Below are 13,747 nucleotides of genomic sequence, written 5' to 3' on the forward strand. Positions count from 1 at the left end.
CATGAGTGCGGGGAGGGCGCCGCGCCGGGGCGCGGCGGCCGTCACTGGTAGAGCTGGGCGAAGCCGCGCAGGATCTCCAGGCCGTCGCCGCGGAACTCCAGATGCGCCTGCGCGCCGTAGATCCGGCCGTCGTCGGAGCGCAGGAACTCCACGGGCGCGTGCTCGGAGCGGCCGATGGAACGGAAGCCCTTCGGGGCCTCGCGGAGGTAGAGGGTGTGCCGGTGGAAGACCGTCACCGTCGGCTTCACATGGGTGAAGAGGGGCTCTTCCTTGTCGACCTGGACCTCGTAGCCGCCGACCCGCTGCGGGCCCTCCGCCAGCTGTCCCCCGGCGGCGACCGCGAGGATCTGCATGCCGCCGCAGATGCCGAAGACGGGGACGTCGGCGTTCATGACGAGGTCGACCAGCGGCTTGTAGTACTCCTGGTCGTAGGCCCGCACCTTGGTGCCGCTCAGCACGATCGCCTGGTAGCGGCCGTCGAGCCGGGCCGGCACGGAGGCCGCGTCGACGGTGTCGGTGTCCGAGCCCAGCGTTTCGAAGCGTCCGCGGAGCTGAGGCAGCGACAGTGTCTTGTTGTTGACGACCAGCACTCGGGATTTCGCCACGGTGGTGCTCCTCAGGTTCGTGTGATGACGGTGCCGGTGCGGGCGGCGATCAGGTCCGAGACCGGCGCGCTGCCGATGACGACCCGTTCCACGCCCCGCTCCAGGGCCTCGCCGGCGGCGCGCAGCTTCTTGCGCATGCCGCCGGTGGCGCCCTTGTCGCGGAACTCGGCCGCCGCCTTCGCGGTGATCTCGCGGACCGGTTCGCCGTCGATCAGCAGGTGGGCGACGTCGGTGACGAGGATCAGGTCGGTGGCGCCGGTGGCGCCGGCGAGGGCGGCGGCGGCCCGGTCGGCGTCGGTGTTCACCTCCTGGCCCGCGCTGTTGCGGGCCAGCGGTGTGACGAGGTAGGCGTGGCCCGGCTGGAGCTTCACCAGCGGCGCCGGGTCCACCCCGGTGATCGGGCCGACCAGGTTCTCCAGCTCGACGAGCTGCTTGTCCTTCCACCACCAGCGCTCGCCCTCGCCGGCGCCCACCAGCCCGTCGCTGCCGAGCAGCCGCTCCGCGGTGATGCCGCGCTGTTCGAGGCGCCGCAGCACCTCCTCGCCCAGCTCGGCGCTGACGGTCTTGATGTCGGCGATGACCTCGGGCGTGGTCCAGCGGCTCTGGTTGCCGTACCGGTCGCGCAGGATCGCCGACGGCTCGCTGTAGCGGGGGCTGAGCGCCTTCAGCGGCTTGGACCAGCCGTGCACGAGGACCAGCGGGCGCTCCTGCCCGTGCCGGGCGAGGTCGTCCCACCAGGAGCCGTCGAGGTCGGCGAGGCAGCTGCCGCCGAGTTTGACCACGGTCGGGGGGTGCTGGATGCCGGTCATGCGGGCATCACCGGCTGCATGGTCAGGCCCGTCTCCTCGGGCAGGCCGAAGCGCTTGTTCACTGCCTGCACGGCCTGCCCGGCGGCGCCCTTGACCAGGTTGTCCAGGGCGGCGAGGACGACGATGCGGCCCCCGTCCGGGTCGTACAGGGCGGTGACGTCGCAGTAGTTGGAGCCGAGCACGGCCTGCGGGTCGGGCACCGGGATCAGCGTCTCGTTGTGCCGGCGCACCCGGACGAAGGGGTGCTCCCTGTAGAACCGGAAGTACGCCCGCTGCAGCGCGCGCTCGTCCACCGGGTCGTCGGTGTACACGTAGCAGCTGGCGAGCAGGCCGCGCACGTGCGACACCCCGTACGCCGACATGGCGAGGGAGCCGACGCTGCCGGGCTTGCTGCGCTGCAGGAAGTCGCTGACCTCGGCGGCGTGCCGGTGCCCGGTAGGGGCGTACGGTGCGATGGCGCCGTTGCGCAGCGGGTGCAGGTCCGGGACGCGCAGCTGCAGACCGCCGCCGCTGGAGCCGCTCTTGCCGTCGACCACCACCGTGCGCAGGTTCAGGCCGAGCCCGAGGGTCAGCGGGGCGAGCCCCAGGGTGATGGCGGTGGCGTAGCAGCCGGGCACGGAGATCAGCGCGGCGTCCACCAGCTGGTCGCCGACGAGTTCCGGCACTCCGTAGACGAACCGGTCGGCCAGTTCGGTGGTCCGCTCGGCCTTGGCGTACCAGCGCTGGTGCAGTTCCGGGGTGCGGATGCGGAAGGCGCCGCTGAGGTCGGTCACGCACGGGACGCGGTCGGCCAGCTCCGCGGCGAGCCGGGCGGACACCGGGGCCGGCGTCGCCAGGAACACCACGTCGCACGTCTCGGCCACGCGGTCGGCCGTGACGGGTTCGACGGTCAGGCCCAGGTCGAGGCGGAGTCCCGGGTGCAGCTCGGCGGGGCGCCGGCCTGCGCTGGCGTTGCCGCCCAGGAAGGTCAGCTCCATCTCCGGGTGCTGATTGACCAGCCTGATGAGTTCACCGCCGGCGAGTCCTGACGCGCCGGCAATTCCCACACGGATCATTCGAGAGTCTCCTGGACGTAACGGACGACGACGGACGCGATGTCGGTGCCGGTCGTCGATGCCACTCCCCGCCAGGCGGGGGCGTGGTTGACCTCGTTGACGAGGTAGCCGGTGGGGGTCCGGAACAGGTCGACCCCGTAGATGCCGCTGCCCAGGCGGTCCACGACGCCGTCCACGATCTTCTGGACGTCGGGGTCGTGCGCCAGCGCCCGGCTCTGGTTGCCCAGCGCCGCGTTGCTGCGCCAGTCGGCGCCCGCGCTCTCGAACTCGGCGGCAGCGACGATCTCCCGGCCGACGACCAGGCAGCGGATCGACCCGCCGCCGAGGTAGGGCTCCACCAGGCAGGCCTGCTCGAAGGCGTGGCCGAGGTCCTCGACGTAGTCGTAGACGGACTGCGCCAGGTCGGAGTCGCGGACCAGGGTCACGCGCTTGCCCATGCCGCCGTAGACCGGCTTGAGCACCACGGGCACGCCCAGTTCGTCGAGCGCCCGCTCGAAGTCCTTGCGCGACAGGGCGAGCCGGAAGTCCGGCACCGGAACACCGGCCTCACGCAGTACGGCGCGCAGGACCAGCTTGTTCTCGCAGGCGTGGATGGCCGCGGCGGTGTTGAGGACCTTGAAGCCGTCCGCCTCGGCGAGGGTGGCGATCAGGCCGCCCCGGGTGTAGCTGCGGCTGCGGACCATGAGCGCGTCGTAGTCCTTGACGGACACGGCGTCCCGGTGGCCGGCGCACAGGGACTCGTCGTTGACCCAGTCGACCTGGAGGCCCAGTTCGGGGGCGGTCTCGATCAGCCGGCGCTCCTCCCAGCCGACCCGGTCCGCGACGATGGCGACTCGATGGGCCATGTCACTGACCCCAGTCGCGCAGCTGGACCTCGACCATCTGCAGGGTCAGCCGGCCGTCGTCGATGCCCTCGATGCGCAGCGTGAGCATGCACTCGGGGCAGGAGAGGGTCTCGCCCTGGACCATCGGCGGGACGGTCAGGTCGGTCTCGCACTCGGGGCAGGAGCCGGTGAGAACAGCGGTGCTCATGGGAGAACTCCGATCGGGGTGATGGATGGGGTCGAACAGGGGCCGTGCGGGTCGGTGCTCAGGCGGCCTGGAAGTCGATGGCGGCCTTGCGGACCGCCTCCTGGTCCAGGACGGGGGCGCCGTTGCCCTCCTGCCGCTCGACGAGCCACGCCGTGAAGGTCTCGGCGTCGACGTCGATGTCCGAGTCGGCGAGCGCCCACCTGACCAGCGCGGGGGTGAGCCGCGTGCGGACGCGCAGCTCGCGGCTGTTGCCGACCAGCTCGGCCGGGAGCGTCTCGTACGCCTCCGGGTGGGTGAGCTGGCCCGGCAGCTCGTACGCGAAGGCGTGCGGTGTCGTGGGGCCGGACTGGAAGGCGCTGCCGAGGCCGGCGCCCTGGAGGGCGACCCGGGACAGCTCGGTGAGGTGGGTCAGGTCGAAACGGGTGTCGCCGTGGATGACGCGCAGCGAGGTGAGCAGCTCGGCCAGGGGGGCGTTGCCGCCCCGCTCGCCGATGCCGCCGACGGTGGCCGAGATCCACTGGGCTCCCGCGCGGACGGCTGCGAGGGAGTTCGCGACGGCCATGCCCAGCATGTTGTGCGAGTGGATCTCGATCTCGGAGCCGTCGATCGCGGTGAGGTCGGAGATCACTTCCTCCATCTGCCAGGGCGACAGCCAGGCGACGGTCTCGGCGAGCCGGAACCGGTCGGCCCCGGCCTCGAAGCCGGCGGTGACGTAGGGGACCAGCCGCTCCTTGGGGGTGCGGGCGCCGTCCTCACCGCTGAAGGTGACGTGGAAGCCGCGCTCCTTCGCCTGCGAGATCGCCGAACGCGCCAGCACGTTCAGGAACTTGGCGCTCGGCGAGCCGAGCTTCAGCTTGGCGTGCTGCTCGGAGGTGGGGATGGAGTACATGATGTGCCGCACGCCGAGGCGTTCGGCCTCGTCCAGGGCCTTCTTGACCTGGTCGCGGTCGCGCACCACCACGAGTGTCATGCTGCGCTCGGGGCTGATCGCCTCGTGCGTGGCGAGGACCAGGTCGGCGTCCTTGGAGTCCGGGCCGGAGACCATGCCGACCTCGACCAGGTCGACACCGGTCTTCACCAACAGTTCGGCGATGATCCGGGCGTCCTTCGGACCGAATTCCACACCGCCCATGTGGGCGGAGTCGCGCAGGGTCGCGTCGGACAGATGCGGCAGCCTCGGAAGGCTCCCCCAGTTCTCCGGTTCAGCCATTGCGTTCCCTCCCTGTTCCAGAGCCTTGCTTCTCGATCGCCGGGCTCTGCGCTGGATTTGCGCTGCCTCGAACATGCTGCGGGAGGTCGTGCAAAGATGCGCTGGGCCCTGTGTCAGAGCTGTGTCAAGGGCGGTCAGGGAATGTCACGCCGGGCAAGGTGTGCGAATGAATCGCAGGCTTGGCCGCATTCCGAAAACTGCTTGCTGATTTCAACAGAAAGGGCCCGCCGGATGATCCGGCGGGCCCTTTCGGTGTGTCGGTGGGGTGGGGGTCGGCGCTCTCCGTCAGGCGGTGTAGCCGCCGTCCACGGCGAGGGCGGTGCCGGTGATGTAGCGGCCGGCCGGTCCCGCCAGGTAGGCCACGGCGGCGGCGATGTCCTCGGCCTCGCCGTAGCGCCCCAGGGCGGTGAGGGAGCGCTGCCACTCGGCGGAGTCGCCGTCGGCCGGGTTCATGTCGGTGTCGATCGGGCCCGGGTCCACGACCGTGGCGGTGATCCCGCGCGGGCCCAGCTCCCGGGCGAGCCCCTTGGTCAGCCCGATGAGCGCGGTCTTGGCCATGGCCTGCAGAACGAAGTTCCCGCCGGGGACGCGTCCGTTGAAGCACGACCCGACGCTGATGATCCGGCCGCCGTCGGCCATGTGCCGGGCGGCGGTCTGCGCGGCCAGGAACACCGAGCGGACGTCCGCGGCGAGCACCCGGTCCAGGTGGTCGGGGGTCACCTCGTCCAGCGGTCCATAGGCGAGGAAGCCCGCGTTGTTCACCAGGATGTCGATGCCGCCCAGTTCGCGGACCGTCTGCTCCACGGCCTCGGCCGCGGCGTCGGGCTCGGCCAGGTCGGCCCGGATGACCGCGGCCTTGCCGCCGTCCGCCTCGATCCGCTTGGCGACCTCGCGTGCCTTGTCCTCGGCCTGGACGTAGGTCAGCGCCACCGCCGCCCCCGCCTCGGCCAGCCGCTTCGCGATCGCCGCGCCGATACCGCGACTGCCGCCGGTCACCAGCGCCACCTTGCCGGTCAGGTCACTCATCGATGCTTCCTCCGTAAACGACTCGTTGTGCGTCAGCCGTTACGCTAGAAGTTGACACCGGCGTCAGATTCAAGTCCTCCAGTGAAAAAGACGGGGTGGGAGATGCGGATCGGTGAACTGGCCCGGCGCAGCGGTGTGAGCGAGCGGTCGCTGCGCTACTACGAGGCGAACGGCCTGCTGCGGGCCGAGCGGACCCCCGGTGGCCATCGCGACTACGGCGAGTGGGCGGTCGACCGGGTCATCAGCATCCAGGCGCTCTACGCCGCGGGGCTGAACAGCAAGAAGATCGCCCAGCTGCTGCCCTGCATGCGGGACGGCGACGGCACACCGAGCGAGAGCGCGACCCCCCGGCTCGTGGACGAACTCACCGCCGAGCGCGGCCGTCTCGACCGGATGATCGCCGACCTGATCCGCTCCCGCGACGTCCTGGACGGCATCATCAACACCGCGTCGACGGGCCTGGAGCCCCCCACGCTCCCCGGCGCGAACGCCGGCGGGCAGCGCACGGAACCCGTCTCAGCCTGAGCGACCCGACTCACGCCGCCTTGTCCAGGAGGCCCGCCAGAGCCGCGCACGCATGACGCTCCGCCTCCGCCGGACTCAGCCACGCACCACGCTCGGCGACCGGCAACGGAGCCCCCACGCTCCCCGACACCGACGCCAGCGGGCAGACCACCGAACCCGGCTCGACCAGAGCGACCCGACTCACGCCGCCTTGCCCAGCAAGCCCGCCAGAGCCGCGCACGCATGACGCTCCGCCTCCGCCGGACCCAGCCACGCACCACGCTCGGCGACCGGCAACGGAGCCCCCCGCTCCCCGACACCGACGCCAGCGGGCAGACCACCGAACCCGGCTCGACCTGAGCAACCCGACTCACGCCGCCTTGCCCAGCAAGCCCGCCAGAGCCGCGCACGCATGACGCTCCGCCTCCGCCGGACCCAGCCACGCACCACGCTCGAACGCCTCACGGAACGCACGCATGCCCACAACGGCCTGAGCCGCCGCGGTGACGCGGTCGACGTCACCGCGCTCGGCGGGCGGCAGTGGTGCGCCCACGCTGCGCCGCGCGGTGTGGGCGGCGCCGAGCAGCAGGGCCGCGCAGGTGGCACCGGACCGGTGTCCGTACAGGGCGGCCGCGCCGGCCAGTCCCTCCAGGGAGAGGGCCAGGGCGCGCGGTTCGTCCAGGTCGCGCGCGATCCGCAGGCCGCGCAGATGGTGGGCGGCCGCCCGGGCGGCGTCGCCGCGGAGTTCGCCGATGAACCCGAGTTCGGCGTGGAGCAGATGGTCACCGGCCGGCGAGGAGACGTCGGCGTGGTCGTCGCGGATGCGCAGCAGCTGTGCCTCGGCCGCGTCGAGGTCACCGGAGCGCCGCGCGCCGAGGGCCAAGCCCATGTCGGCGTGGATCTCGCCGTACTTGTAGCCCTGTTCGACGGCGATGCGGCGCGCCTGCTCGTGCAGTTCGCGGGCGCGGTCGTAGTCCTGGGCGAGCAGCGCGAGGCGGCCGAGCCCGGACAGCCGGGCCGAGACCTCGGCCTGCAGGCACAACTCCCGGGCCATCTGGAGTCCTTCGTGCTGCTGGTGCGTGGCCTGCGCGTACTCGCCCCTGATCTCGGCGAGCGCGGCGAGCGGTGAGACGGTCTGCAGCTCGCCCCATCGGTCGCCCAGCTCGCGGAAGAGGGCACGGCTGCGCTGCCCGTCGCGGGCCAGGCCGTCCAGGTCGCCGCGGACCAGGGCGAGCGCGGCCCGCAGGCCGAGCGCGGCGGCGATGCCCCACCGCTCGCCCGCGGCCTCGAAATCGCCGAGGGCGCGCGTGTTCAGGGCGCGGCTGCCGTCCAGGTCGCCGGCGCTGAACATGCCGTAGGCGGTCAGCCACAGCGCCCGGGCGCGGCGCACCGGGTCGGGTACGGCGTCGGCGGGGCCGGGCACCGTGCGTTCCCCGGTCAGGAGCACGAACGCGCCGTGCAGGACGGCGAGTTCGGGGTCGGGGTCGCCGGCGGTGGCCGCGAGGACGGCGGCCAGGCCGCGGCGGGCCTCCGTGAGACGGCCGCGCAGCAGCCACCACCAGGTCAGGGCGGTGGCGAGCCGGACGGCTTCCGCGCCGCGCCCGGCGGCGGCCCGTCGTACCGCCTCGTCCAGGGCGGCGCGCAGATTGCCCGCCTCGGTGTCCAGGCGGGCCAGCCAGTCCCGTTGGTGCGGACCGCGCAGCCGGTGCTCGGCGCGTTCGGCGAGGGCGAGGTAGTGGTGCAGATGGCGCTCGCGGGCCGCGGCCTCGTCGGCCGTCTCGTGCAGCCGCTCGGCGGCGTACGCGGCGACCGACTCCAGGAGGCGGTAGCGGGGGCCCGCGGGGCCGTCCGCGACGACGACGAGGGACTTCTCCACGAGCCGGGTGACCAGGTCGAGCACCGCGCCGCCGGCCACGCCCTCCCCCGCGCACACCGCCTCCGCCGCCGCGAGGTCGCAGCCGTCGCTGTGTACGGCGAGCCGGCTCAGGACGGTGCGCTCGGGCGTGCTGAGCAGCTCCCAGCTCCAGTCGATCATCGCGCGCAGGGTCTGCTGTCGGGCGGGCGCGCCGCGCTGCCCGGAGGTGAGCACCCGGAACCGGTCGCCGAGGCGCGCCGCCAGCTCCCGTACGCCCAGGGCCCGTACCCGGGTCGCCGCCAGTTCCAGGGCGAGCGGGATGCCGTCCAGGCGGCGGCAGATCTCGGCCACGGCGGCGTGGTCGGAGCCCGCGCCGTCGGCGGTGCCGTCGGGGTCGCCGGAGCCGAGCCGGAAGCCGGGCGCGCAGGCGGCGGCCCGCTCGGTGAACAGGCGGACGGCGTCGGGGGTGCGGAGCGGCTCGACCAGGAACACGGTCTCACCGGCCAGGGCGAGCGGTTCCTGGCTGGTGGTGAGGATGCGCAGCCGGGGGGCGCCGCGCAGGAGCGGCCCGGCCAGTTCGGCGGCGGCTGCGACGATGTGTTCGCAGTTGTCCAGTACGAGCAGGGTGCGGCGGTCGCGCAGGGCGGCGGTCAGCCGGTGCACGGGCGAGGCGGTCCCGGTGCCGGTGGCGGGCGGGGCGGAGGGCGCGTCGTCCCGGATGCCGAGGGTCGCGGCGACGATCTCGGCGAGGTCGTCGGCGGTGGCGCTGCGGACGCCCGCGAACTCCACGAACCAGGCCTCGTCGGGCTGTCCGGCGGCCGGGCCACCGGACGCGATGTCCTGCGCGGCGGCCACGGCCAGCCGGGTCTTCCCGACGCCTCCGGGCCCGGTCAGGGTGACCAGCCGCTGCCGGGTGAGGAGCCGGGAGAGCCGGGCGAGGGCTGCTTCGCGGCCGATGAGGGCGGTGAGCGGCACGGGCAGACCGGCCGGGGCAGCGGCCGGGGCAGCGGGCGCCGGGGCGGCCTCGGGCCGCGCCGGCGACGGCAGACGGCGTGGCGCGGCGGCATCGGCCGGGGCCGGAGTGTCCAGGTGCGGGTCCTGGCGGAGCATCGCCTGGTGGAGCGCGCTCAGCGCGGGGCCGGGGCAGGCCCCCAGCTCCCCGGCGAGGCGGGTGCGCAGCTCCTCGTACGACGCGAGCGCCTCGCCCTGGTGGCCGGACCGGTACAGCGCCCGCATCTGCACGGCACGCAGGCGCTCCCGCAGCGGGTGCTCGGCCACGAGGGCGGCCAGCTCCCCGGCGAGCAGCAGGTGGTCGCCCGCCGCCAGACGGGCCTCGGCCCGCTCCTCCAGAACGGCCAGCCGCTGCTCCGTCAGGCACTGCCGGGCCGCGCGGACGAACTCCTCGTCGGCGAAGTCCGCGTACGCCGGCCCCCGCCACAGGCCGAGGGCCTCGGTGAGCAGCGCCGCCCGCGCCCGCGGGTCCGTGACGGAGCGGGCCTCGGCGACGAGCCGGCCGAACCGCTCGGCATCGACCTCGTCGGACGCGTCGAGCCGCAGCCGGTAGCCGGGCGGTTGCCGCACCAGCCGCTCCCGGCCGAGCACCCGGCGCAGCTGGGAGACCTTGGCCTGCAGGGCGCCCGCCGGACGGCCGGGGAGGTTCTCGCCCCACAGGTCGTGGATGAGCCGGTCCGCGGAGACGGGGCCGCCGTCGTGGGCGAGCAGATCCGCCAGCAGCGCCCGCACCTTGGTCTCGGGGACCTGGACCGGCTCTCCCTTGTCGTCCCATACCGCGAGTGGTCCGAGCACCCCTAACCGCATGTACACAACCGTACCTCTCCAGTAAGGCGCCCAGCTGTTCCGGCCTCGGCTCCTGAGCGTTCCCGAAGCATTTCCGAAGCATTCCCGAAGTGCCCGCGCGCACAGTCGCATGGCCGGATGGCTCTGCCGTCGGGCGTGCCCGGCGGCGGCACCGTCGTGCTCACCGCCGGCCCCCGGTCGCAGGCCCTGGCAACGGCCCCACGAGATACGGAGGACACCCCCATGAGCGCCTCACCCGACACGGCCGCCGCCGACAGGGATTCCGGTGCCGCGCCACCTGTGCGGCCACGGAGCGAGGAGCAGCGACAGCGGCTGCCGCTGGCGGCGCTTCTCGCCCTCGCCACCGCGGTGTTCATCACCAGCCTCACCGAGACGCTCCCCGCGGGTCTGCTGCCCGGGATGAGCCGTGCCCTCGGGGTGAGCGAGTCCGCGACCGGGCAGACGGTCACGGTCTACGCGCTCGGCACCGCGCTCACCGCGATCCCGCTGACGGCGGCCACCGCGGGCTGGCGGCGCAAGCGGCTGCTGCTCACCGCGGTGGCGGGCTTCGCCGTGGCCAACACGGTCACGGCCGTGTCGTCCGTCTACGCGCTGACGATGGCGGCCCGGTTCATCGCCGGTGTCGCGGCCGGCCTGGCGTGGGCCCTGCTCGCCGGCTACGCACGGCGGATGGCGCCGGTGCCGTTGCAGGGCCGGGCGATCGCGGTCGCCATGGCCGGCATTCCGGTGGCGCTCTCCCTCGGCGTGCCCGCCGGGACGTTCCTCGGCCAGGCCCTCGGCTGGCGCGTGGCGTTCCTGGCGATGACCGCGCTCACCGTGGTGCTGCTGGTGTGGATCACGGCCGCCGTGCCCGACTATCCGGGCCTGCAGCGCGGTGAACGGCCGCGCATGCTGCGGGCGCTGGGTGTCCCGGGCGTGCGCCCGGTGCTCTTCGTCACCCTTGTCTTCGTGCTGGCGCACACCGTGCTGTACGCCTACATCGCCACGTTCCTGGACGACCTGGGGATGGGCGACCGCACCGACCTGGTGCTGCTCGCCTTCGGGGCCGCCTCGCTCATCAGCATCTGGATCGTGGGCGCGCGGATCCAGCACCGGCTGCGCTCGCTGACCATCGCCGGCACCCTGTTGGTGGGTGCCGCCGCCGCCCTGCTCGCGGCACTCACCGACGGCGGCCCGCTGGTGTACGTCGCCGCGGTGCTGTGGGGGCTGGGCTGGGGCGGCCTGCCCACGCTGCTGCAGACGGCCGTCGGCGATGCGGGCGGCGACCACGCCGACGCGGCCCAGGCGATGCTCGTCACGCTGTGGAACGTGGCCATGGCCGGCGGCGGTGTGCTCGGGGGCGTGCTGCTGGACGCGAGCGGCAGCGGCTCCTTCCCCTGGACCGTACTGCTGCTCCTGCTCCCGGTGTTGGTCGTCGTACTCGCCGCCCGCCGCCACGGTTTCCCGTCCCGGCGGCCCGGGGCGTAGGTCCGCCGGGCGCCTGCTTTCCCGTTCGACGGGTCGGCCGATGTTCGGGCCGCGCAATGTGATGTTCATATGCCGTTGACTGGAAACAGACTTTTTCGCGGATCCTCGTCACCGGCGGTCGCGGTTACCGCGGGCGCACCCGGCAGATCCGCCGTGACCAGTGGAAATGGCTTCCGGCCCGCTGGTCGTCGCCGGAGGGAAACGCCTTCCCGGGACCCGGACGCCCGGCCGGTCCCAAATCCCACCCATGAGCGTTTTCACAGGTCAGCGGGCGAAATGTCAAAGTGCCCGGCCGACCGGTGAAATCAGCGAACAAGCCGGTAGTTTTGGTCCCCGTACGACTGTACGCACATCGAAACGATGAGGCGACACGACTGCGAGGGGGCGTAGTTCACCATGTCGTCATTGGGAGTGCGCGTCGAAGCCGCGGAGCGCGAGCGCATACAGAAGTTTATTGGAGAAGTATTCAACCCGCTGCACCGCGCGGAACAACGTCGTTGGGCGCGGGCATACTTGTGGGGCCTGCTCCATACGCCGGGGAAAAAGACACCGCGGCGGATGGCCCAGGCCGGCTTGATGCCGACGGGAGCCGCGCACGGTCTGCACCAGTTCATCAACAGCAGTCCCTGGACCTGGGAGCCGGTGCGCTCCGCACTCGCCCGGACGATCGCGGCGAGCAGGCCGGCCTACGCGTGGACGACCGCCGACGTCCTGATACCGAAACAGGGCGAGCACTCGGTGGGGGTGCACCGGCGCCTGGACCAAGCGACCGGACGCACCATCAACTGCCAGCGCGGCCTCGGCCTCTTCCTGGCGACGACCACGGGCGCGGGCACGGGCACCCAGTGCTTCCCGGTCGACTGGAACCTCGTCCTCGACGGGGCCTGGGACTGGGACGATCTGCGCAGGCGCCGTGCGCGGATACCGGAGGCGGAGACGGGGCGGCCCGTGGGGGCCTACGTCCTCGGCTTCGCCGCCGGTGTCGCCGCGCATTCCCGGTTGCCCGACGCGCCCTGGGTGCTCAACCTCACCCGGCGGTGCGACGACGCGAGCGGTGTCATGGCCGGACTCGCCCGCCGTGGGCTCGACTTCGTCTGCGAGGTCGACCCGGGCCAGATCGTGCTCATCGGACGCCCCTCCCCGCGGGTGATCACCGTGGGGGAGCTGATGGAGGAGCCGCATGCCCGGCAGCCGCATGTGCTGATGCGCCAGTCCGAGCAGGGCGGTTCGAAGGGGGTGCGGGTCAACGTGTACGGCGGGCCGGTGCGCCTGGCCCAGCGCGGGGCCGGCAAGGACGTGTCGCGTCCCTACCATGTCCTGGAACAGCCCTCCGCCGACGGGGCGCAATCCGCCAGGTACTGGATCACCAGCCTGCTGGACCGGGGCGTGGACGAGGTCCTGGCGCTGGCCCGGAGCCAGGCCGCCGCCCGCACGACGGTCGCCGCGCTGCGGGAGGGATTCGGCGTGCTCGACTTCGAGGGCCGCTCCTTCCCCGGCTGGCACCACCACATGACCATGGTCTCGGCCGCGTACGCCTACCGGCATCTGTACGGCGCTCCCGACGCGGTCCCCGCGCCGGCCGTACCCATGCCCAGGGCGAGCGCCGAGACCGCGAACCGCTGGGCGCAAGCCGGAGCGAAAGGCCTGGGCGCGTGAGGAAAGTGCTGGTCGTGGAGCCGGACGCCGCCGCGGCCGAGACTACGGCGGGCGATCTGCGTCGCCAGGGGTACGCCGCCCACACCGTCGACCGGGGGGCGCGGATCCTGCGCACGTACCACGACGCCGATCTGGTACTGCTCTCCCTGGACCTGCCCGACATCGACGGGCTGGAGGTGTGCCGCACCCTGCGGGCGGAGAGCGACATCCCCGTGATCGCCTGCACGCACCGCGACAACGAACTGGAGCGGGTTCTCGCGCTCAAGGCGGGAGCGGACGACTGTGTGCTGCGGACCTGGAGTCCGCGGGAGATCGGGGCACGGATCGAAGCGGTGCTGCGGCGCACCCGGCCGCAGGCCGTCGGAGCGGACAGCATCTCGCTCAGGCCGTTGCACATCGATCCGCGGACGCGCGAGGTGCGCCTGCTCGACCGGGTCGTCGACGTGACGGCCACGGAGTTCGAGCTGCTCTACACGCTGGCCGCGCGGCCGGACGCCGTCGTCTCCCGCAAGGAGCTGATGGCCAAGGTCTGGGGCAGCAACTGGGTGCGCACCAGCCGCACCATCGACACGCACGTGAGCAGCCTGCGGGCGAAGCTCGGCTCCAGCCGCTGGATCATCACGGTGCGCGGGGTCGGCTACCGCATGGGACACGTCGGGCAGATGCCCGAGGCGTCCGCGGGCTGAGCCCGCATTCCTGACATTCCTGTC

12 protein-coding genes are annotated in these 13,747 nt (G+C 72.9%); 4 read left to right on the top strand and 8 right to left on the bottom strand.

What is annotated here, in order from left to right:
- Positions 1-41 precede the first annotated feature (41 nt).
- The 7 genes from ABZ937_RS15870 to ABZ937_RS15900 form a co-directional block, all read right to left on the bottom strand.
- Complete coding sequence (locus ABZ937_RS15870) at positions 42-605, bottom strand: gamma-glutamyl-gamma-aminobutyrate hydrolase family protein (protein ID WP_361691715.1); 564 nt, start codon at positions 603-605, stop codon at positions 42-44.
- 11 nt (positions 606-616) lie between these two features.
- Positions 617-1,414, bottom strand: a complete 798-nt coding sequence (locus ABZ937_RS15875) for an acetylglutamate kinase (protein WP_361691718.1) — start codon at positions 1,412-1,414, stop codon at positions 617-619.
- Complete coding sequence (gene argC / locus ABZ937_RS15880) at positions 1,411-2,469, bottom strand: N-acetyl-gamma-glutamyl-phosphate reductase (RefSeq protein ID WP_361691721.1); 1,059 nt, start codon at positions 2,467-2,469, stop codon at positions 1,411-1,413. The genes ABZ937_RS15875 and argC overlap by 4 nt, the downstream gene beginning before the upstream one ends.
- A complete protein-coding gene (locus ABZ937_RS15885) occupies positions 2,466-3,314 on the bottom strand; it encodes a RimK family alpha-L-glutamate ligase (RefSeq protein WP_361691724.1) in 849 nt (282 codons plus the stop codon). Before ABZ937_RS15885 ends, argC begins: the two co-directional genes overlap by 4 nt.
- A 1-nt stretch (position 3,315) precedes the next feature.
- Positions 3,316-3,501, bottom strand: a complete 186-nt coding sequence (locus ABZ937_RS15890) for a lysine biosynthesis protein LysW (RefSeq protein ID WP_361691727.1) — start codon at positions 3,499-3,501, stop codon at positions 3,316-3,318.
- A 58-nt stretch (positions 3,502-3,559) separates the two neighbouring features.
- Positions 3,560-4,711 (bottom strand): isopropylmalate synthase, encoded by a 1,152-nt coding sequence (locus tag ABZ937_RS15895; protein WP_361691730.1) that lies wholly within the window; start codon positions 4,709-4,711, stop codon positions 3,560-3,562.
- Between the two features lie 285 nt (positions 4,712-4,996).
- Entirely contained in the window at positions 4,997-5,737 is a 741-nt protein-coding gene (locus tag ABZ937_RS15900) for a 3-oxoacyl-ACP reductase family protein (protein WP_361691733.1), read from the bottom strand.
- 102 nt (positions 5,738-5,839) lie between these two features.
- Here ABZ937_RS15900 and ABZ937_RS15905 point away from each other — a divergent pair, with 102 nt between their 5' ends.
- Complete coding sequence (locus ABZ937_RS15905; RefSeq protein ID WP_361692305.1) at positions 5,840-6,262, top strand: MerR family transcriptional regulator; 423 nt, start codon at positions 5,840-5,842, stop codon at positions 6,260-6,262.
- A 349-nt stretch (positions 6,263-6,611) separates the two neighbouring features.
- Here the strand turns inward: ABZ937_RS15905 and ABZ937_RS15910 are convergent, their stop codons facing one another.
- On the bottom strand, positions 6,612-9,914 hold the full coding sequence (locus ABZ937_RS15910) for a BTAD domain-containing putative transcriptional regulator (protein ID WP_361691736.1): 3,303 nt from the start codon (positions 9,912-9,914) through the stop codon (positions 6,612-6,614).
- A gap of 222 nt (positions 9,915-10,136) precedes the next feature.
- Here ABZ937_RS15910 and ABZ937_RS15915 point away from each other — a divergent pair, with 222 nt between their 5' ends.
- The 3 genes from ABZ937_RS15915 to ABZ937_RS15925 all read left to right on the top strand — a co-directional run bounded on the left by ABZ937_RS15915 (position 10,137) and on the right by ABZ937_RS15925 (position 13,723).
- A complete protein-coding gene (locus tag ABZ937_RS15915; protein WP_361691739.1) occupies positions 10,137-11,381 on the top strand; it encodes an MFS transporter in 1,245 nt (414 codons plus the stop codon).
- Between the two features lie 396 nt (positions 11,382-11,777).
- On the top strand, positions 11,778-13,037 hold the full coding sequence (locus ABZ937_RS15920) for a transposase (protein WP_361691742.1): 1,260 nt from the start codon (positions 11,778-11,780) through the stop codon (positions 13,035-13,037).
- Complete coding sequence (locus ABZ937_RS15925) at positions 13,034-13,723, top strand: response regulator transcription factor (protein ID WP_361691745.1); 690 nt, start codon at positions 13,034-13,036, stop codon at positions 13,721-13,723. The genes ABZ937_RS15920 and ABZ937_RS15925 overlap by 4 nt, the downstream gene beginning before the upstream one ends.
- The last annotated feature ends 24 nt before the right edge of the window (positions 13,724-13,747 follow it).

It is taken from the genome of Streptomyces sp. NPDC046727 (assembly GCF_040645635.1).
Lineage (GTDB): Bacteria > Actinomycetota > Actinomycetes > Streptomycetales > Streptomycetaceae > Streptomyces.

Coding starts and splice junctions, on each gene's coding strand:
- argC (WP_361691721.1), bottom strand. CDS start 2,469: ATGATCCGTGTGGGAATTGCCGGCGCGTCAGGACTCGCCGGCGGTGAA.
- ABZ937_RS15905 (WP_361692305.1), top strand. CDS start 5,840: ATGCGGATCGGTGAACTGGCCCGGCGCAGCGGTGTGAGCGAGCGGTCG.
- ABZ937_RS15885 (WP_361691724.1), bottom strand. CDS start 3,314: ATGGCCCATCGAGTCGCCATCGTCGCGGACCGGGTCGGCTGGGAGGAG.
- ABZ937_RS15900 (WP_361691733.1), bottom strand. CDS start 5,737: ATGAGTGACCTGACCGGCAAGGTGGCGCTGGTGACCGGCGGCAGTCGC.
- ABZ937_RS15890 (WP_361691727.1), bottom strand. CDS start 3,501: ATGAGCACCGCTGTTCTCACCGGCTCCTGCCCCGAGTGCGAGACCGAC.
- ABZ937_RS15920 (WP_361691742.1), top strand. CDS start 11,778: ATGTCGTCATTGGGAGTGCGCGTCGAAGCCGCGGAGCGCGAGCGCATA.
- ABZ937_RS15915 (WP_361691739.1), top strand. CDS start 10,137: ATGAGCGCCTCACCCGACACGGCCGCCGCCGACAGGGATTCCGGTGCC.
- ABZ937_RS15895 (WP_361691730.1), bottom strand. CDS start 4,711: ATGGCTGAACCGGAGAACTGGGGGAGCCTTCCGAGGCTGCCGCATCTG.
- ABZ937_RS15910 (WP_361691736.1), bottom strand. CDS start 9,914: ATGCGGTTAGGGGTGCTCGGACCACTCGCGGTATGGGACGACAAGGGA.
- ABZ937_RS15875 (WP_361691718.1), bottom strand. CDS start 1,414: ATGACCGGCATCCAGCACCCCCCGACCGTGGTCAAACTCGGCGGCAGC.